Source organism: Sphingomonas pollutisoli (assembly GCF_029167165.1).
Classification (GTDB): Bacteria; Pseudomonadota; Alphaproteobacteria; order Sphingomonadales; family Sphingomonadaceae; genus Sphingomonas; species Sphingomonas pollutisoli.
Map to the genome: position 1 here is coordinate 1 of NZ_JARFNJ010000019.1, position 18429 is coordinate 18429.

The 18429-nt window shown below is 62.7% G+C and carries 15 protein-coding genes and 1 pseudogene; 5 read left to right on the plus strand and 11 right to left on the minus strand.

From position 1 onward, the window contains the following. Window positions 1-37: 37 nt before the first annotated feature. The 3 genes from PX554_RS24110 to PX554_RS24120 form a co-directional block, all read right to left on the minus strand. Window positions 38-2239, minus strand: a complete 2202-nt coding sequence (locus tag PX554_RS24110; RefSeq protein WP_338061621.1) for a strawberry notch-like NTP hydrolase domain-containing protein — start codon at window positions 2237-2239, stop codon at window positions 38-40. A gap of 58 nt (window positions 2240-2297) precedes the next feature. Next, a complete protein-coding gene (locus PX554_RS24115; protein WP_010408880.1) occupies window positions 2298-3137 on the minus strand; it encodes a DUF7146 domain-containing protein in 840 nt (279 codons plus the stop codon). 456 nt (window positions 3138-3593) lie between these two features. Continuing rightward, window positions 3594-4223 carry a ParA family protein gene (locus PX554_RS24120; RefSeq protein WP_029623217.1) on the minus strand — a complete coding sequence of 210 codons (630 nt, stop codon included), beginning with the start codon at window positions 4221-4223 and terminating at the stop codon, window positions 3594-3596. A 561-nt stretch (window positions 4224-4784) separates the two neighbouring features. Here PX554_RS24120 and PX554_RS24125 point away from each other — a divergent pair. Beyond that, window positions 4785-5363 carry a lytic transglycosylase domain-containing protein gene (locus PX554_RS24125; protein WP_275504763.1) on the plus strand — a complete coding sequence of 193 codons (579 nt, stop codon included), beginning with the start codon at window positions 4785-4787 and terminating at the stop codon, window positions 5361-5363. A 5-nt stretch (window positions 5364-5368) separates the two neighbouring features. Here PX554_RS24125 and PX554_RS24130 read toward each other — a convergent pair whose 3' ends face one another. From PX554_RS24130 to PX554_RS24140, 3 genes are all read right to left on the minus strand, one after another. After that, window positions 5369-5605 (minus strand): hypothetical protein, encoded by a 237-nt coding sequence (locus PX554_RS24130; protein WP_275504764.1) that lies wholly within the window; start codon window positions 5603-5605, stop codon window positions 5369-5371. Between the two features lie 34 nt (window positions 5606-5639). Then, the gene (locus tag PX554_RS24135) at window positions 5640-7433 is read right to left on the minus strand and encodes a thiamine pyrophosphate-requiring protein (protein ID WP_275504765.1); all 1794 of its coding nucleotides are present in this window, start codon (window positions 7431-7433) and stop codon (window positions 5640-5642) included. A gap of 252 nt (window positions 7434-7685) precedes the next feature. Continuing rightward, window positions 7686-8825 carry a tyrosine-type recombinase/integrase gene (locus PX554_RS24140; protein WP_010408866.1) on the minus strand — a complete coding sequence of 380 codons (1140 nt, stop codon included), beginning with the start codon at window positions 8823-8825 and terminating at the stop codon, window positions 7686-7688. An 83-nt stretch (window positions 8826-8908) separates the two neighbouring features. Here PX554_RS24140 and PX554_RS24145 point away from each other — a divergent pair, with 83 nt between their 5' ends. Then, the gene (locus PX554_RS24145; RefSeq protein ID WP_338061622.1) at window positions 8909-9964 is read left to right on the plus strand and encodes a hypothetical protein; all 1056 of its coding nucleotides are present in this window, start codon (window positions 8909-8911) and stop codon (window positions 9962-9964) included. 1575 nt (window positions 9965-11539) lie between these two features. Then, the gene (gene tnpA, locus PX554_RS24150) at window positions 11540-11959 is read left to right on the plus strand and encodes an IS200/IS605 family transposase (protein WP_010408862.1); all 420 of its coding nucleotides are present in this window, start codon (window positions 11540-11542) and stop codon (window positions 11957-11959) included. Between the two features lie 363 nt (window positions 11960-12322). On the opposite strand, the gene PX554_RS24155 is transcribed toward tnpA, so the two are convergent. From PX554_RS24155 to PX554_RS24165, 3 genes are all read right to left on the minus strand, one after another. After that, on the minus strand, window positions 12323-13438 hold the full coding sequence (locus PX554_RS24155) for a replication initiator protein A (protein ID WP_029623214.1): 1116 nt from the start codon (window positions 13436-13438) through the stop codon (window positions 12323-12325). 79 nt (window positions 13439-13517) lie between these two features. Further along, window positions 13518-14597, minus strand: coding sequence for a ParB/RepB/Spo0J family partition protein (locus tag PX554_RS24160; protein WP_010408848.1), 1080 nt, complete (start codon window positions 14595-14597; stop codon window positions 13518-13520). Next, window positions 14594-15790, minus strand: coding sequence for an AAA family ATPase (locus PX554_RS24165; RefSeq protein ID WP_029623213.1), 1197 nt, complete (start codon window positions 15788-15790; stop codon window positions 14594-14596). The genes PX554_RS24160 and PX554_RS24165 overlap by 4 nt, the downstream gene beginning before the upstream one ends. A 537-nt stretch (window positions 15791-16327) precedes the next feature. Here PX554_RS24165 and PX554_RS24170 point away from each other — a divergent pair. Beyond that, window positions 16328-16552: pseudogene (locus PX554_RS24170) on the plus strand (DUF7146 domain-containing protein); the annotation flags it as partial. A gap of 87 nt (window positions 16553-16639) precedes the next feature. Then, window positions 16640-16858, plus strand: coding sequence for a copper-binding protein (locus PX554_RS24175; RefSeq protein ID WP_205499300.1), 219 nt, complete (start codon window positions 16640-16642; stop codon window positions 16856-16858). 53 nt (window positions 16859-16911) lie between these two features. On the opposite strand, the gene PX554_RS24180 is transcribed toward PX554_RS24175, so the two are convergent. Together PX554_RS24180 and PX554_RS24185 are read right to left on the minus strand one after the other, a co-directional pair. Continuing rightward, entirely contained in the window at window positions 16912-17835 is a 924-nt protein-coding gene (locus PX554_RS24180; RefSeq protein ID WP_129927555.1) for a hypothetical protein, read from the minus strand. 124 nt (window positions 17836-17959) lie between these two features. After that, entirely contained in the window at window positions 17960-18412 is a 453-nt protein-coding gene (locus PX554_RS24185) for a DUF411 domain-containing protein (protein ID WP_129927554.1), read from the minus strand. Window positions 18413-18429 lie beyond the last annotated feature (17 nt).

Sequence of the window (18429 nt, forward strand, 5' to 3'; positions counted from 1 at the left end):
CGCAGCAACTGCGCACACTATCATGGGAATTCGCCGGTTACGCCGCGCTCCTCCGCATTACCGCTTCCTCGCGATAAGCGCTGTTATGGCGAGCTGCGCATAAGATCGCCCAGGCATCGGCATAGGTGTCGTACACCGCGATCTGTTCAGGCGTCAGCTCGTGGCGGAGGATGTCATATTCGACCCCGGCGAAGCTCAGCGCGCGCGCGGTGTAGAGGCCGGTCGCCTTGAGATCGCGCGCGACCAGTTCCATCGCCGCGATCCCGCCCTGCCGGATCTGGGTGATGAACGCCTCGCGGTTGGCGAAGGCGGTCTCCGGCCCCCACAGGCCGAGCCGCACGGCATAGGCGAGGTTGTTCACCTCCGACGCGCCGGTCGCCGAGGCGTAGAGCACGCGGGCGTCGGGCAGGTGGTTCTGCAGGAGAACGCCGGCGATGCCCTGCTGCGAGCCCTTCTTGGTGCCCATCGACCCTTCGCCACCCGCGACGCCGCCCATCTCATGCGCCTCGTCGAACGCGATGACGCCGTCGAAGTCGGCACCGGCCCAGGCGATGATTTGATCGAGCCGGGTGGCGTCGCCGCGGTTGGAGCGCAGCGTCGGATAGGTCACGAACAGGACGCCCTCGTCCATCGTGACGGGCTCGTCGATCTTCCAGCGCGAGAGCGGCTGCACATCGGCCGCGAGACCGCCGAGCGCGGTCCAGTCGCGGATCGCGTCGGCATGGAGCGCCTCGTTCTTGCTGATCCAGATGTTCTTGCGACGACCCGCCAGCCAGTTGTCGAGGATGACGGCCGCGACCTGCCGCCCCTTCCCTGCCCCGGTGCCGTCGCCCAGGAAATAGCCCTTGCGGTACGCGCGTCCGTCGTCGGAGAGCACCAGCCCCACGCCCTCCTTGTCTGGCTTGCTCAGGCCCGGGATATACTGGGTCCAGGCATGGCCGGCGTAAACGACGGTCTCGAGCTGCGAGGAGGACAGGAGGCGTTCGGTGACGGTGCGTTCGGGCAGCGACGGAACATGGACGGGGATCGGCGCGGGGATCGAGCCCATCGCGATCGATTCCACCAGCGCGGTCGGATGCTCGCCGGCAGCGTCGAACACGATACGGCTCGGCCGATAGGGCAGATAGACGCCGGACTGCTCGGCGAGTGGCGCCGGCGTCTCGAGTACCTGGTAGCCGACCGGGAGAACCTCGTTCCTGGCGAGAGCGCGGAAGATGCGCGGGGTGGCAGCGGGCTTCGATCTCACGCTGCGCAGGAGGGACAGCCCCCCGCCCCGCTTGACCGGCGCCGGAGTGGCGGCCTCCGGGATCAGATCCTGCCGGGGCGGGATGACCAGCGCCTCGACCAGGTCGCTTACGGCGCCGCGCTGGAGCGTGACCGTCGTGGTATCACCCACCGTCTTGTCGATGACATAGAGTCGCACCGCGACTCCGGTGCCGTGCTTGCCATAGGCATGGGTCAGCCGGATCGAGGTGCGCAGCGCGACGCTCGCCAGCGTCGTCGACCAGATCGTGCCCATGCGCGCGGAGTTGAAGAACCAGTCGGGCATGATCGCGACGACGCGCCCGCCAGGCCGCACACGCTTGATCGCCGCCTGCAGGTGGCGGACCGCAGCGAGCGCGTCGGCACCGCGGCCGAGCGAGCGCGAGAAGGGCGGGTTCATCAGGATGAGGCTGGGGCGCTCCGCGGATGCCATGACGCTGGCGATCTGCGCGCCGTCGTGGCCGGTAACGCTGGCTTTCGGGAAGGTGGCCGACAGCCGCTCGCGGCGCGCGGGATCGATCTCGTTGAGCTGGAGCGCCGCGATCGGCGGGAGGCCCGCTACCAGGAGACCGTTGCCGGCGCTCGGTTCGAGTACGATGTCATCCGCGCGTGCGTTCGCGAGCATGACCGTGATCGTGGCGAGATCGAGCGGGGTCGAGAATTGCTGCCAGTCGATCTGCTCCTCGCTGCGCACGGTCTGGGTAGGAAGGCGCGCCATAAGCCCGATCGCGGCGTCGACCGCCGGCGTGGTGCCTGCTGCGCATACCGCCAGCGCGGTCGCATGCTCCAGCACCTCGAAGCTCTCGCGCTGGGTCCAGTGACCATCGGCGTCGGTGCCGCCATAGGCGCGGATCATCGCGTCGTTGAGCATCGCTCGGGTGATCTTCGCGTCGCCGGCGATCGCGGGGAGCAGCAGGCGGGCGGCAGCGGTGGCATGGTCGGCGCGCGCGGGCGCAGGGTCGAACAGGTCGGTCATGGGGGTCTCCGGGTCTGTGGCTGCTCGTGCAGCTCACGACCCCGACCCCCCTTCCCTCTCAGGCTCCGGGTTTCACGACGTCGGCCCAGTCGCCATAACGTGAGGGTGGCGGCATCCGCTTCAGCGTCAGCCCGCGCGGCCGATAGGCGGCCCACGCCTTGCGTCGTGCGCGTCGGCCCTCGAAGTCATTGTCCTCGGCGAAGATCAGCGTGGTGACGCTATCGGGGATGTGGACACGGTCGAGCCGCGCCGCGCCGAGCGTCGCCCAGCACGGGATGCCGTGGATCTGGGTGAAGGCGGCCGAGGTCTCGAACCCCTCACCAAGCGCCAATGTGTCGGTGACGCGCATGCCCTGCCAGGTCGCACCTCCCGGCGTGCCGAGCGTCGCCTTGTCGAGATAGCCGCCATGCGCGAGGTCGAGGAAGATGCGCTGAATCGAGCGCAGCGTGCGCCCCTCCCGCGCCGCGATCAGCAGCGCCGGGAGGAACCGGGTATGCGGTTTCGGTCCCCACGGACAGCGCGGGTGGTAGCTCAGGTCGTCGAAGGCGCCGGTGATGCCGCGAAAGCGGAGATAGGCTTCCGCGGGCGTTCCGGCGATCGGCAACCCCTCGTTCCACAGCCGTTCGATGTTGGCGGGTCTGCCGGTGCGCTGTTCAGCGGGTGGGTCGTAGGTGCGTCCGGGTCTGATGCGCGCGATCTCGCGGAGCACGTCCTCGGCGGTGCAGCCGGCGAAGCAGTGAACGAGGATGCCGTCATGGCCCTGCCGGATCGAGAGGCTGGGATCGCTGTCGGCGTGGGCCGGGCAACGGCACATGGCGTTGTAGCCGTGCCAGGTGCCGCCGAGGGCGCCGACGATGTCCACGATGGTCTGGGTGGGTTTTAGCGCAACGAGGGGCATGACCGATCCTTTCTCGCTGCCTCTGACCCCCTTCTCTCCCTTCCTAGGTGACTCAGTAGCTGCTGGCTAGCAGCTAGCGGAAGATCCCCGTGTTAGCAGTTAGACCTCCGCTATCTAGCGTTGAGATGGCTGGTATCTAGCGGCTAGCTACCTTTGAGCTAGCAGTTTCTCATAAGCGTCGAGTGCCTTCTCGAGCACTTCTGTAAGAAGCAGACCCTCACGTTGAGCTATTTCGCGGATTCGATTGTCCCATTCGGGTGTGACCCTAGTCGCAAATTGTTGAGTGCGGTTAGTCTTGCGCGAACTGCGGGCATCAATGCGGGTTGCGGTTATCAGCGGTGCAGCCGGAGGGGCGGGGGCTACTTCGGGTGCATCCAAATTCTGGCTCGCCTCACTGATTGGTGGGGGTGAACCCAAACGAGTAGCCTTCTTTAGCTTCGAGATATCGGCCATCATTCACCCCGCTACTTTGTCGATTAGGGATTGGATCAGAGTATCAGCACGCTGGTTAAGGCCGGAGAATTTGGTTTCGGTAATTGACAGGCCTTGGTTCTGCGCTTGCCGGTATGCTGGTCGTTCCACGATCGAACCGTCGAGGACATTATACCCCGCTTCGGTCAAATACGCCCGCGCGTCATTTTCTTCAGCCGAAGTTCCAATGCGGTTGAGCGCAAAAACGAGCCGTCCAGTCGGGATACCCTCCTTAACAAGGGCATGGTATTCGCGGACGGCAGGCCTGAGATCGTCCAAGGATGCGCCGGTGGGTTGAACCACGAGTGACGATGACCGTGCAATTTCAAGTGTAGCTTTGCTGGTCCGAGCGGGGCCGTCGATGATAAGCAGATCGAAGCCGTCTGCAGCGGCCAGGGCCTGAGACGCGGTTTTGAATGCCTCAACCGACACAATCGGCTCGATGGAGATGCCAAGGCGTGCTCGGTGCCAATCGACCGAAGTGCCCTGTTGAGTATCGAGATCGGCGATTTTAACCCGCAGTTCGCCTGCCGCCGCCTCGCGAGCAAGGGCTCTTGCCAAGGTGCTTTTTCCTACACCGCCTTTTTGTGAGACGAATGCTACGACAGCAGCCATGACCGATCCTGTGATAGTTCGAACGACTGGATAGCTAGCCGCTCTCTAGCAGTTTGGCAACCGCTACCTATGTGATAGCTAGCTGATACCCAACCAGCAGATATCTGTGAGCTAGCTGCTACCCACGGGGGTTTGCCTGACCTAGTCTGGATCAAGCACTGGGAGATAGTGGAATTTTTTTCCACGTTGTGCGGTTGATCGAAACATGATGTTCAATGATCGATGAACACGCGATCGAACTCGAGCTTATGCGTAGTGGGTAGTGTTATGGCACTGCTATGGGCGCAAACATCGGCAGCTAAGCAGGCCGAGGTAATGACATTTGATGGGCAGGCAGTTGAAGCCGTCATCGATGTGGGCCCGAGAATGCGGGGTATGCCAACAGACGGAACGCCGCCAGTACCAAGCATGGAAGCCGTTTTAGGCAATGACTTCAGATCATTCGGCAGCCCCGTAATGGAACCCCAAGAGGAGGCAATAAGCACGTCGCATATATCGGTGCCCCTTTGGATGCAGACTGGCCAGGTTTCGGGGGGAGCTGGCCGGGCAGCGATGTCCGATATGGCAAGTTATCTCTACACCCCACAGGCTTGCTCAATCACACCCTACCGTCCACGCGGCGATTTTCCAGGCTGGCTCGAAGCTCGGCGGGCTCAATATTACCCCTTGATCCAGGCCGTGGCGTGCGAAGCTGGTGTGCCAGTCGGGCTTTTCGATGCACTGGTGGCCCAGGAAAGCCGCTATGACCCATTGATCGTATCACCGAAGGGCGCCGTTGGCCTTACCCAATTGATGCCCGGTACAGCGCGTGGACTTGGGGTTTTCAATTCGAGAGATCCGTTGTCGAACCTGAGGGGAGGGGCCAGATACCTCCGCGCGCATCTGGATGAGTTCAAGCGGGTCGATCTAGCCTTGGCCGCGTACAATGCAGGTCCAGGACGCGTTCGATTGATGCGCCGTATTCCGCCGTTTCGCGAGACGATGGACTATGTCGCAGCGATCACTCGAGGGTGGAGCACCGGATCGTTCAGGACAGCATCGATTCAGACCGCCGGTTTGGCAGTGGGTCGACAGGAATTCCGGGGCAGGGGGGTCCAGTTACTCGCTTACACATCTACAAGAGTATCGAACCCGAGGTAGTGCCCTTAATAGATCGCAATTCCGAGGATCGCCGGCGCGCCGAGCAGATAGTTGATCTGCCAACGTATCCACAACCGGGGTGCAACGAGTACCTTATCGAGGACGGTCGCAGTTGGGAGTTTCCTAGTTCCCAGACGATAATCGTAGGCGGTCTTTATCATCGCGAGGACAGCGCACAGCGCCACCATGACGCCGACCGCGGCATAGAGTGAAAGCCAGGCCTGAAGTGTCGCTTGGGGCATGCCGACCACCTAGCAGCAAGATGCTGACGGTCCATTAACCGCTGAATCGCGCATTAGTTACCAGGAGCTGGCGCGCCGTGTCGGCGATCATCGTGCCCAGGCCCTTGTCTCCCATCACCATCGAACTCATCAGACCCTTGGCCTGCTCGAGCGTCAGTTGCGGTGGAAACGGCACGACCTCGGGATCGGTCTTCACCTCGATGAGCGTCGGGCGATCGGCGGAGAGCGCAACTTCCCACGCCGGCCCAAGCGCGGATGGATCATCGACGTAGATGCCGCCAAGCCCCAGCAATTCCGCGAAGCGCGCGTAGGGGACGTCCGGAATATCCTGCGTCGTCGGGAAACGCGGATTGCCTTCCATCACCCGCTGTTCCCACGTGACCTCGTTGAGATCGCCGTTGTTGAAGACGCAGACGATGAAGCGCGGATCGCGCCACTGCTTCCAATATTTCTGGACGGTGATGAGTTCGGCCAGATTGTTCATCTGCATTGCGCCGTCGCCGACCAGCGCCACGACGGGCCGATCAGGATAAGCAAACTTGGCCGCGATCGCATAGGGAACCGCAGCGCCCATAGAGGCTAAACCGCCCGAGAGAGAGGCACGCTGCCCGACCTTCACGCGATAGTCGCGCGCGTACCAGTTGGCGCATGAGCCCGAATCCGAGGTGACGATCGCGTCGGCGGGCAGACGCGGCGACATTTCCCAGACCACGCGCTGGGGATTGACGGGCTTTGCTTCCGCCATGGCGCGTTCCTCGAGCGTCTGCCACCACTGCGCAGTCGCCTTCTCGATGCCTTCGCGCCAACTGCGATCATCCTTGCGCTGGAGCAGCGGGATCAGCGCTTTCAGCGTTTCGGCCGCATCTCCATGCAGGTTGACCTCGACGGGGTAGCGCAGCCCCAGCATCGATGCGTCGATGTCGACCTGCACGGCCCTCGCCTGCCCGTCTTTCGGCAGGAACTCGGCCCAGGGAAAGCCCGTGCCGATCAGCAGAAGCGTGTCGCACTCGCGCATGAGGTCGGACGATGGCTTGGTCCCGAGCAAGCCGATCGCCCCGGTCACGAACGGCAGATCGTCAGGCAGGACATCCTTGCCGAGCAACGCTTTGGCGACGCCGGCGCCAAGCAGGTCGGCGACCTCGGTCACCACGGCCGACGCGCCGCGGGCTCCCGCCCCAATCAGGATAGCGACCTTGGCGCCTGCATTCAGTACCTCCGCCGCGCGCGCGAGATCGGCGGGCTGCGGGACGACGATCGGATGTGCATAGCCGGTGCCCGAGCGGATGAAGCCGTGCGCCTGGCCCGGCTCCTCATATTTCGTATCCTGTATGTCCTTGGGCAGCACGATGGTTGAGACCGCGTTGCCCGCGACCGCGATCCGGATCGCGCGATCGGTCACATGGCGGACCTGCGCCGGCGCGCTCGCCTCCTGCACATAGGCGGCGACGTCGGCAAACAGTCGGTCGAGATTGAGCTCCTGCTGATAGCTTGCACCGCGCACGGTGCTCTCGGCCTGGCCCGCGATCGCGAGGACCGGGACATGGTCGAGCTTGGCGTCATAGAGCCCGGTGATCAGGTGGGTCGCGCCCGGACCGCCGGTCGACAGGCAGACGCCGAGCTCGCCGGTGAATTTCGCATGCGCCGTCGCCATGAAGGCCGCCATCTCCTCGTGGCGGACCTGGATGAACTCGATGCCCGAGCCTTCCTTCTCGGCGCGCTGGAGCGCCCCCAGCACGCCATTGATGCCATCGCCAGAATAGCCGTAGATTCGGCTCACGCCCCAATCCTTGAGGCGCTGGACGAAGAAATCGCTCGACATGCGGGCCATGCCGCCCTCCACTTTGGGATTTGGTTTCGAGCCGGAGAGGTTCAGTCACGCATGCTCGCGCTGACGAGAAGAACGTCGCAGTGCGCACAGGCGTTCCCGCCGGTCGGCGGCTTCGCCCCCATCGGTGCGCGCTAGGGCCGGCCCGACGGCGAGCTCGCTTCTTCGGTCGTTGAGGCATGTCGGTGTCGCTCACTGCCCAACCGCGCCAGGTCATCGGTTTGCGACTGTCCAAACGCGGACAGCTAAAACCTGTCATTCACCGCCGAAACGCTTCGCGAGACGCGCACTCGCTCCGCTCTTGGCCGCCAGCTTCGCGCCATAGCGCATGACCGTCTTGGGATCGCGCCAGCGATAGGCCTGCATGATGGCGGGCAGGCTCTCTCCTGCCGCAAAATTGTCTTGCGCCACGCCAACCCGGATCGAATGGCTCGACACGGCCGCGACCCAGCGCTCGAGCTCGGCCTCGCTCATCGCCCCCAGCAGTTTCTTGTCGAATGCCTGGCGGATCAACCGCTTGTAGATGAGCGTGATCGTGCCGGGGTTGAGCGCCTCCTCTCCCACACCGCGGATCGAGCCATCGAACCAGGTTTCGACGCGCCGGAACAGGGCCCCGCGCGCAATCCCGGCCTTGTCGCACCATTCAGCGATCGCGCGCATGGTCGCGGGCGAGAGATAGGCGAGAGCCCCCTGCCCTTCCTGATCGGTCTTGCTGCGGCCGATCTCGACCACCCCTGCCCCGTCGACGTCGGGCCCGTCGATATGCTCGATACGCATCGCCGCGAGTTCGGAGCGCCGGCAGCCGGTATCATAGTTGACCTGCAGTAGCGCGCGATCGCGCGCGCCCAGGAGATCGCGGCGCGTGGCCTTGAGGAGGACCGCGAGGCTCACGCCGCTCGCCGGCGCGTCGAGATCGCTGACATCGCCCTTGTAGCGGATACCCCGCGCCTGCGTCTGGCGGGTGCCGAGAAGCTTGCGCGCCGCCTTGTGCTCGAGCTGCACGAGCGGGGCTGCGGTCGGATCGTCCAGCCCCGCCATGCGATAGGCCCAGCCGATATTGACGAGATAGCGCGCGATCGTCGCGGCCGCCCTCTGCGGCGTCGCCCGCGTCGCCTCATCATGATCCTGACCCGACAGCGCGCGGACATAGGCCGCGACGGTCTCGGCGGTCGCCTCCCCTGCCCGCACTCGGGTGCGCCGGCACCAAGCATCCCAGAGCTTCATGTCGGAAAGGAACGCGCGGATCGTGTTCGGCGACCAGGCCCGCGCCGCGGCCGCGATGACCTGCGGATCGACCGCCGCCTTGTCGATAGCCAGCGCGCGGACCTCGCCCACGACGTCGTCGGCGCCGGCGGGCGGCGTGCTTTGCCTGCGGGTGAGGGCCGTTTTCGCCATGACGGCGAGACATAGCCCGGTCCTTCTCATAATAATAGGGTCGTGATAATCTCCCATTATCACGACTACGCATACGAGCCAATTTGACTGAGAGCAGCTCTGGGTTAAAAGACGGCGTGGACGCGCCTCTCTCGAACAGCCGCTACGGCCCCGCCTACAGCGCGAAGATGGTCTCCGCGATCGCCTCCTGCACGGCCGCCATTACGCGTCTCGATGCCCGGTTTTGCGTTAGTTCGGTGGCATCGGCCTGGGCACGCCGCGCCGCCTGGAGTGGCTACACCCGGGCCCTGCAACTGCAATCGGCCGAGATCGACGAAATTGACGTATTTTCCTGGGGCTGCGGGCTGCAAATCCCCGGCCGGCCGCTGCGGTCGACCAACCTCGACCTGTTCGATCGCTTTCCCGCCTGGGAAGCGGCGCTGCGCGATCCCGACCCCCTCGCCTGGCGCGACGCGCTCCCGACCGCGATCGGCGAGATCGAGATAGCCGCGGACCATTCGCCGCTGATCCGCGCGCTCGATCGGGTCCGCCAGCATGCGCGTCTCGACAGCACCGCCCTGCCCTGGCTCTCGCTGCCCTTCGCTCTGCGCGACAAGGGGATGGTGACCACTCCCCTGCCCTGCCTCGTGGGCGGCGTGAAGGCGTTTAGGCTGAAGCGAACTGTCGGAGACGAGGACTGGTATGCGGCCATGCGCAGCCTTGAGGCAAGCGCCACCGCAAACCTCGCACGGTTGCACGAGCTGGAAAAGCTCCATCGCGCGGCCCAGCATGCGATCGTCGCGGAATATCGACCTGGCCACCTCCCGGGGCTCGCGGCCCTCCTCCATCACCGGCCACTGCTCTCGCCTCAGTCGCTGGCGGAGCTGCTCAGCATGAGCGTTGCCGGCGCGAGCAAACTGCTGGGCCGTGCCGTCGACTGCGGCTTGCTCGTGGAGATCACCCAGCGGCGGACCTGGCGCGTGTTCCTGAGCACGGACCTTGCCATCGAGTTTGGCTTTGCAGCGCCCAAGCGTGGACGGTCGCGCAACGTGGTCCCTCCCCCGCCAGCGAGCCGCGAGCTGTCGGAGGTCTTCGATGCCTTCGATCGCGAGATGGAGAACATCGACAAGCTTCTCCAGCATCGCGCCGAGAGTTTGTGAACGACAGTCCGCAGGAGGATCTTTCGCTTGCCGCCCGGTCTGATGAACCGGTCTATCAACCGGAGCATCCTTCTGTCGAACGATTGGAATGTCGTCGGCTGGCCGGGGCCTCTCTACCGAGGTGCGCCGGCAAACCTTTCACCAAAGGGGTAGCTGCCTCCCCTCCCCTGTTCGCAATTCATAGCGCTGGATGCAGCAAGAACTGATTTGCCGGCGAGCGCGGTCTCGTTCCCCTTGTCCCAGTGGTGAAACACGAGCTCTGCAGTCGGCGGCTATCGTCTATCGATAGTTGAAGGCGGTAGCTGCAATGTCCAGTCCACGGGTTCTCTGACCCACAACGGCATGCTTCTCGTGATCAGGCTTGGCAGGAAGGCCCCACAGCGGCCTTCTGGGCGCTTTGCTTGCCGTGGGGATAGCCGAGAGCGGAAACACGCTGTGCGGGCTGCTGGCGGCGCTCAGTGCAGGTCGGACTTCGTTCGGGTCTTGGAAAATGGCTCCTGTCACGGTGCCCTCGGCGACCTGAGCGTAGTGAGGTGCTCCGCGATGGCTGGCTTGCAAGGAGTCTAGGCGCCGCGATAATCGACGTCGATCTGCGGTCGGGTGTGTGAGGCGACGCACGCGACGGAGCTTTTTGGGTGGACGACGTGCTTAGTGCGCGGCGATCGTCCCTTCCCCTTCTTCCCAATCAATTCTTCAAAAGAAGGGAGCGCCGCAGGCGTGTTAATCTCTTTAGAGAATAGGATAAAAAGTTAAGCTGTGGATGGATCTTTCGCGACTCGCCGATTCAGCGCGAGTCGGGAGTTCAGCGCCGTTCCCATTATACCGTTTGGCCGTTCCTGAAATACCCTGCGGGGCGTTCCCATTGAACCGTGATTCGGTTCCTCATGTACCGTGCCCCGTTCCTGAAATACCGTGGGCACGGCGCGGGCCACAGGACGTCTCCAAGGGAGTAAAACGTGTTTTACTCGTCCGCAAAGTGGCTGTTTTCCGTGCCTTTCAGGCATGTTACACCCGGCAGCGCTCGTTGTCGAACTATAGGCGTCAGGCGAGGCCGCCCTGTGTTCGGAGGAGTCGAGCGGCATTTCCGCGGCCCTCCCGAGTCCTTGGGCGAATCATTGACGGTCTTTTAGGAACGGGACCCTGCGGAACTGACCTAAAACGGCGATGATCTCGACGTTTTGTTGCCTTGAGCGCATCCCGCTCGGCTGCCTGGACCGCGAAGTTTCGAGGTTTCTCGGGAGCCGGCCAGTGATCTCGACGGTACATTGAGAACGGGGCTTGGCCAGGCGATGGGCGCCGATTGTGGATGTCTAGCGCTCCCGGAGGCGTTTGCAGTCGAAGCATTCACGGTATTTCAGGAACGGCATCGAAGCAGCGAGGATGACTCCCCCTCCCCTCCCCAGCCTCTTTGGAGCGTCGACAGTTTGACCTTTAGAGTCCTCTAGCAAGGAGGAACCCCTCCGACTTCAGTCGGATACTGGCTTCAGCCACAGACTCGCGTGCTAGCCTGTAACCTCGGGAAAAGCGGAAGCCGCCGAAGGCGTGAAGCTTCCGCTTTTCCCGAGGTTACAGGCTATGGCGTATCGGTCCGGTTGTCACACCACATTCCATCATCGCTACCATCTCGTTTGGGCGCCGAAGTATCGGTACAAGGTGCTGATCGGCGATGTTCGGCTACGGGTGCGCGAGATCATCCGTCAGGTCTGTGCCGAGATGGGCGTGAAGATCATCAACGGCGCGCTGTCGAAGGACCACGTACACATGTTCGTCGAAATCCCGCCGCACGTCTCGGTCAGCGACTTCGTGCGCCGGGCCAAGGGGCGCTCATCCCGCAAGATCCAACAGGAATTCGAGCACATCCGCAAACGATATTGGGGCCAACGCTTCTGGCAGCGCGGCTACTTCTCGACCACATCCGGCAACATCACCGATGACATCATCATGCGTTACCTCGACCGACATACCCACAAGGACGGCTTCAGCCCCACCGCTTGATCCTACCGGCGTCAGCCGGTCAGTGATTCAGCTATCAGATCCGGGCAATCTGATCACAAATCCCACCCTATAAGCGCCGTTCTCTAAGTACCGTGACGGCTGCCTGGAGAGGTGGAACGGGCGATCCTCCCGCTGGCGCAGCTGTGCCCGGCAAAGCTCATCCGAGAAGAAGGCTGGCAAAGGATCGCGCGTGGTTGGATCTTCGCAGCCCACGCACATTTGATGGGGCGCCATACAGACGGGTCCGGGGCCCGGCTCGTTACTTCGGGAACGGTCCACACGGATAAGTTGACGTGCGCGCGCGAGCCATTCTCGACCCTGTTCCTGAAAGACCGTTTTGGCGGATTGCGCCTACGGCGTCGATCAGTTGACCGGACGCTGCTTCGCGCAAAAGGTCGCGAATATCTGTGTGATGTTCTTCGCGTCGAACGCTATCTCGCGCTGCCGGAGGAAGTTCCGGAAATCGTCTCCAACGAGACCGTGGTCGCGTTGGGGGCTGGGCAGGTTGGCGCGGGCGATCGCACCGAATGCCGAATGCGAGATATGCCCGCTCGAGGGGAAGGAGATAGCCGGTTCCTCGGGCGCCTTTTCCTTGACGGCCGCAGGCGAGGCTTGGGCGAGGGCAGGGGAGGGCTTGCCCTCCTCGGACGGCTCGCGATCGCGCCTGGTCATGCGCAGCAGCGGTTCGGCATCGTCACGCTGTTCGATGTCCAGGGAGTAGCCTGGCAGATCGTTCTCCCGAGCGATCTTGGTCATCTCGAACTTGAAGCGCCGATAATCGCCTTCCGCGCCGGATTTCTCGAAGAGCGTTGGCATCGAGATGGCGAAACCGTCGCTTCCGGCCCCACCCGCATGTTTGCGCGCGACCCGATAGAGCCAGCGTTCGCGCCCGCCTGTGAGCGAGAAATAAGCCGGATCGATGGCGAGCACGCCGCCGTCCATCAACACCCCGTCGTAGAACCATTTCGCGAGGGTAATTCTCATTCCCCGCACGTTTCCGGACCGATCCTTAAGCTGGCTGTGACTGTCGATCCAGGAGAAGGTGGTCTCGACGGCATCTCCTGAGCGGATGTTCGTCTTCACCGTGGTCGATTGGAGCCTGTCGAGGGCATTGCCCAGAAGATCGTAAGCGCGTCCACCAACCTCGCGCTTCAGAGTCTTCAGCATGTCGTATGGGACGACGTGGAGCGTCTGCGGGATGTCGTTGGCACCTCGCCGCTTGTGCTCGATCAAAACTGACGCGCAGTAAATCAGTATGTCGAGGTCGTAGATAGTCGCCAGACCATATTCCGAATTAGCGGAGACATGGACGGTGATCTTACGATCCGGACTGACATAGTCGATCGGCTTGAGTCGCTTGCGCTTCGACAGCGAGAAAAAGGGCCGCTCCATCGTTTCGCGCTGATCCCGAAGAGGAAGCGCAGTCAGCTGAGGGAGAAAGAGGTCTACTTGACCGTCTTCGCGGTGATCCTGTTGCATCTCGTGTCCCGTGGCATCGGTAAAACGCATTTTACCGGGAGCCAACTAATTGAAAATAAAGCGTTAAACTAGATTTTACTCAATTTCGACTGAACTTCGCACTCTCAAGGGCAGGGCGGAGCGCTTCGAGGATCTCGTCGACCGACGCTGTGCCCTTGGGGTTGATGTTGATCGTAATTCCCTTGGCCCGTGTATCAGCAAGAACCTGTCCGATCTCGCGACCCGAGGCGGCGGTGAGGGCCGGCTTGGCACGGGGTACAGGCTTCTTCGACGCCGCGGGAGCCACTGCGGCTGCGGCCAGGCGCTCACAGACCTTGATACCCTCAATCTTGTCGCTTCCAGCGTCCTTCAGCGCCTGTTGCTCGGCACCGAGGGCTATAGCTGCGGCGATGATCGCGTCGCGGTGCTGTTCGTTCTTCAGCAGGGGCGAGAGCCGCATGCCGTGTCGGACCTTGAGGTCTCCGGGCTCGGCGAACGCTGCCACGACCTCGTCCGGCAACTCCGCGAGCTGGAGGAGGTTGTGGAGGTTCTGCTTGGCGATGGCCAAGCGATCGGCCATCTGCGTGCGAACCCCGTTGTAATATGCGTCGACAGCGTGCCTGTAATTGCGCGCACGCTCCAAATCGGTGACGTCCTCGCGCTCTCGATTTTCCAAATCGGCGAGCCGGAAAGCGGCCTCGTCATCGAGCGTCTCGATACGCGCTACGAGCTCGATTTCGCTATGGTTGTTGGCATTCAGCCAGGAAACCGAGAAATGCCGGCGGGTGCCGACGATCAACTCGTAGGGGGTCTCGGCGTTCGGCGTCCGCCGCACCACAACCGGCTCGCGGTTCGTCCCCTCCTCGCGGATGGAATCAATGAGCGAGGCACAGCGTTCGTGGCTCAGCGCCGCATGATCGCGAGCATTGCCCGGCCAGATGGAGCATTCCGAGGGCTTCAGACGGATAGTCGGACGTTTGACCGTGCGGGCGATTTCATCGAACGCAATACCACGCCGCTCCAGGAATGAGGGCGTCGAAGGTTCGTCGACCGGCTTATCGCGATCGACCAGCGCCTCGGCATCCGCGACTTCGGCCACGGACGTGGGGGCAGGGGTCGTGCCGATGCTTTCGATGGCATTCGCCAGTAGGCTGCGACGCCGGCCCCCTGCGCTGCTCATGCCGCCTCCGTCAGTCTGTCGGTGCCGACCTGCGCCATACGCGACGGCCACTGCTTGCAAATATCCTTTTCGATCTCGCGAAACACCATGTTGAGGTTGTCACGGCACCGCGTGTACGTCTGGTGCGACCCATATGGTTTGTTGATTTCGTAGATCGACGACATCGACAACCCGGCATTCTTGATCTCTTCCGACAGGAGTATCGGCGTCGACAGCATCTGGCCAGCGTAGGTCTTCTCCATGACCTGAAGCATTTGAGCCTCGTTGGTCCTGTTGGGCTGGAACATGGTGCAGACGACGCGAATGAACCCGTAGTCGATCGAAGTGTCGAACTTCGAGACGAGGTCCATCGCTTCGCGACAGGTCTGCATGAAGTGGATTGTCGAAAGATAATCGAGTTGCCGAGCCGGCACGGGGATCAGCAAGCCGTCCGCGGCCGTCAACGTGTTCACGCCCAAAAAGCCCATGGCAGGGGGAGGATCGAGGATAACGACGTCATAGTCGTGCCGGACCTCTTCCAGGCCAATTCTCAGCATGCGGAACGCGCCGGCAATGGCGGTAGGGCCCTCCTCGATGGTTGCTGTCAGTTCCCACTCGGTGTCCTGGAGGCCCAGGTTGGCGGGGCAGATATCGATATTCGGCCACGCGGTCTTTTGGATCGTCTTTCGCAGCGAATCGGCTTCGTCGATTCTGGGGGAGAGGAAGTTCGAGAGCGTGTGCGTCTCGTCCACCAATGCCTCTAGATTGACGTCGAACATAACACTCATCGACGCCTGGGGATCGCAATCGACAACAAGAACGCGATATCCCCGCAGCGCAAGGTAATCTGCAAGATGCTTGCCCGTCGTCGATTTGCTGACGCCGCCCTTGAAGTTCTGCACGGCGATGACGACCGCGCGCTCGGAGGGCAATTTACCCATCTTGATGCCGAGCTTCTCGCGAATGGCGATCAAATCTTCGACCGTGTAGAATCGGCGTCCGTTGGTGGCCGTCTTGGGGGCGGGCAAGCGTCCGCGCGCCTCAGCCTTGGAAAGCGCTTCCGGCGTTCGGCCGAGCAATTCAGCGGCGACTGTCGCCCCCATTGAAATGTTCAGCGTTTTGCGATCGGATGGATCAATGGCCGCCTGTCGCAGCACGGTCTTGGCATTCTCGCACGAGGTAATCATCGCATCGAGAATCTGACCCGACAGCATGGGCATGTCCCCTTTTTGAACCCAAACCGGCCACGGTTCGTGAAAAGCACCGCATAATGGCCCCTAATCCCGGACAGATATGCCAAATGCAGGGTGGTTAGTCAAATAGGGTGACCTGACCCGGCGTGCGCAGGGACAAGCCCTCTTATTGCCCCCGAGTCCCGGACCATCCGCGTGTGTATCATTTCGCCTATAAACCCGGACGAAAATCAAGATGAGTCACTCGCCAGCACGCGCCGCTTGAGGACTTATCCTCAAGTCTTGTCCGACTTTGAAGCTCAGACAACGGGCATTCACAGCAACGCGAATCATCTCAAAGATGATTGGCGGGCACAGCGTCAGAGATGGAACCTCTCAGTCCACGGCGATTCGGCTCGAGCCGGGACTATTCGCTCCAACAACTGCTTTCGAGACATGAAAAGAGTCGCGTCTCGCACGACCCATCGCGCGATCTGTTCCGTCTTGCTTCTCCGATAACCTCTAAAACGGTGTTCGTGGAGAAGGGGAGGGGGGCCGAGGTTGTGAAAGGAGCCGATCATGGCCCTCACAGCCGAACGACCTTCGCAGCAACTCATCGATCTTGTTGGCGCACTTGGCGGCACATGGCACGGCAGAACCGCCATGTGCCTTTGCCCGGCGCATTCCGACAGCACCCCAAGCCTGTCGATCCGCCAGGGCAATCGCGGAATTCTAGTGACCTGCTTCGCCGGATGCGACCGGGAAGACGTTCTGCGTGAACTCCGACGCGTGCCCAACAGTCGCGCCTCCCGCTCAGGCAGTCGCTGGCGCGCCCAGTCGACAAAGGCGGCGTGAATATCCTGATCGGGCACGGCGGTCCCGATCGCCTGGATGGTCGCATGCACGAAAACCGGGTCCTCTTCGCGCCCTCAAGCGGGTTCCGTCACGCTGGATCATGGCCCCATTCCCGAGGTCAATTGGCCGGCAATGACGATGGCCTTCACGGCCGATCCCGGACTGCTGGCGGGCCTGAAGCCGGGAGATAAGGTCAGCTTCGAGCTCGCGGTTGGCGATGGCGGCGCCACCGTGACCGCGATCCGGAAACAATGACCCCTGATGGGCCGGCATTCGCGCCGGCCCATACGACCAGCGTCGATCGACGATCAGGCGACCGCGACCGCTGACGCTCGTTCCGTCAGCCAGCGGCGACAGGCGAGCACGAGCCCCAGCGAGAAGGCGGACACCATCGCTGTCGCCAGCGGCAACAGTCGCAAGGCCTCGGTCGGGAAGACAAAGGGCAGGAACGGAAAGGCATAGACCGCCGGCACGCGCATGCCGAACAGGCGCAGGAGCGCGGTCATCAGTAGAAGGTCGAGCAGCGCGATCACCAGCCAGGACTCGAACAGGGCGATGAGCGCGATGCCGATGGATGCGGCCAGTGTCAGCACCGCGATCTGCCTGAGCGCCATCCGGGGCGCGTACATCTTCATATGAAGCGACTCGTAGACGACCACCGCAACCGGAGGAATCACCCCGAGATGCGGATATCCGGCAGCGGCGGCGAGCCCGATCGATGCGAGCGTGGTCACCAGATAGGCAAGCATTGCCCGATACGCGAGGGGCGCGCGGCGATCGGCGGGGGAGCGCACCCTGAACAGGAATATGCCCGCCATCAGGATAAATGTGGTGACACCGATCGAGACCAGAAAGGACGGATGGGTGGCATTCGTGACGATCGGCAGAAAGCCCGTGGCGAGCGCGGGCGCCAGACTGTAGCGCAGGAACGCGAAGAAGCCGAGCATGGCAACAAGGACGAGGACGAGCTTGGCCGCGAAGGGCAGCGCGAGAAGGTTGATGCCAAACCCCATAACTGCCGTGAGCGATGGCCAGATGAAGATCTTTTCGGGCTGCCGCATCCATGATTGCTCGCGCCAGGCCCACAACGCCACCGCCATCGCGGCGATCTCGGGCAATATGATCTCGCGATCGCCAAGTGCCGCCGCTGCGCCAACCATGGCCATGATCAAGGCAAAGGCAGCGCCATAGGGCAAGAGCTCTTCAACTCGATTCCGTATTTCGCTGCGCATATTGGCTCTCGTCAGGCGGCATTGCCCGGATTTTCAGTCTGTCGTCTGGGTCGTGATAGAGCGAGATAGGATGGAAAGGGCAAAGGAACCGGGATGGCGCAGCGGCCATCCCGGTTCCCGCGCGTCAATGCCTGCCGAAGAGCTTCTGTCCCGACGACCCGAAGGCCATCACGTCGAAGCGCTGGGGCTTGCGTCCTGGAACTTCCATGCCTGGCGAGCCGAGCGGCATGCCACCGACCGCGATCCCGCTCATGCCCTTGGGGCGCTGGGCAAGGAAGCGCTTGATGTCGCTAGCCGGGACATGCCCCTCGACCACGACGCCATCAATGACCGCAGTGTGGCACGACCCAAGCGCATCGGGAACGCCGAGCCGCTTGACGAGCGCGGCGCGCGTTGGATTGTCGATGATAATGTGCTTGCGCCCGAGCTGTTGCGCCACCTGTTTTGCCCAGATCCCGCAACAGCCGCAGCCCGGATCGCGATACACGGTCATCTGGCTCGCGGCGTACGCAGCGGACGGCGTCATGATCGTGGCAGTCAGTGCTGCCAGGGCAAGACGGAATATAGTCGATCTCATATAAGGAGTCCTTTTGC

Bases quoted from the DNA above. Each gene is read 5' to 3' on its own strand.
- PX554_RS24180 (WP_129927555.1), bottom strand. From the start codon at position 17,835: ATGCGCAGCGAAATACGGAATCGAGTTGAAGAGCTCTTGCCCTATGGC.
- PX554_RS24160 (WP_010408848.1), bottom strand. From the start codon at position 14,597: ATGAGCAGCGCAGGGGGCCGGCGTCGCAGCCTACTGGCGAATGCCATC.
- PX554_RS24110 (WP_338061621.1), bottom strand. From the start codon at position 2,239: ATGACCGACCTGTTCGACCCTGCGCCCGCGCGCGCCGACCATGCCACC.
- PX554_RS24130 (WP_275504764.1), bottom strand. From the start codon at position 5,605: ATGCCCCAAGCGACACTTCAGGCCTGGCTTTCACTCTATGCCGCGGTC.
- PX554_RS24135 (WP_275504765.1), bottom strand. From the start codon at position 7,433: ATGGCCCGCATGTCGAGCGATTTCTTCGTCCAGCGCCTCAAGGATTGG.
- PX554_RS24125 (WP_275504763.1), top strand. From the start codon at position 4,785: ATGGCAAGTTATCTCTACACCCCACAGGCTTGCTCAATCACACCCTAC.
- PX554_RS24175 (WP_205499300.1), top strand. From the start codon at position 16,640: ATGGTCGCATGCACGAAAACCGGGTCCTCTTCGCGCCCTCAAGCGGGT.
- PX554_RS24115 (WP_010408880.1), bottom strand. From the start codon at position 3,137: ATGCCCCTCGTTGCGCTAAAACCCACCCAGACCATCGTGGACATCGTC.
- PX554_RS24165 (WP_029623213.1), bottom strand. From the start codon at position 15,790: ATGCTGTCGGGTCAGATTCTCGATGCGATGATTACCTCGTGCGAGAAT.
- PX554_RS24155 (WP_029623214.1), bottom strand. From the start codon at position 13,438: ATGCAACAGGATCACCGCGAAGACGGTCAAGTAGACCTCTTTCTCCCT.
- tnpA (WP_010408862.1), top strand. From the start codon at position 11,540: ATGGCGTATCGGTCCGGTTGTCACACCACATTCCATCATCGCTACCAT.
- PX554_RS24140 (WP_010408866.1), bottom strand. From the start codon at position 8,825: ATGGCGAAAACGGCCCTCACCCGCAGGCAAAGCACGCCGCCCGCCGGC.
- PX554_RS24185 (WP_129927554.1), bottom strand. From the start codon at position 18,412: ATGAGATCGACTATATTCCGTCTTGCCCTGGCAGCACTGACTGCCACG.
- PX554_RS24120 (WP_029623217.1), bottom strand. From the start codon at position 4,223: ATGGCTGCTGTCGTAGCATTCGTCTCACAAAAAGGCGGTGTAGGAAAA.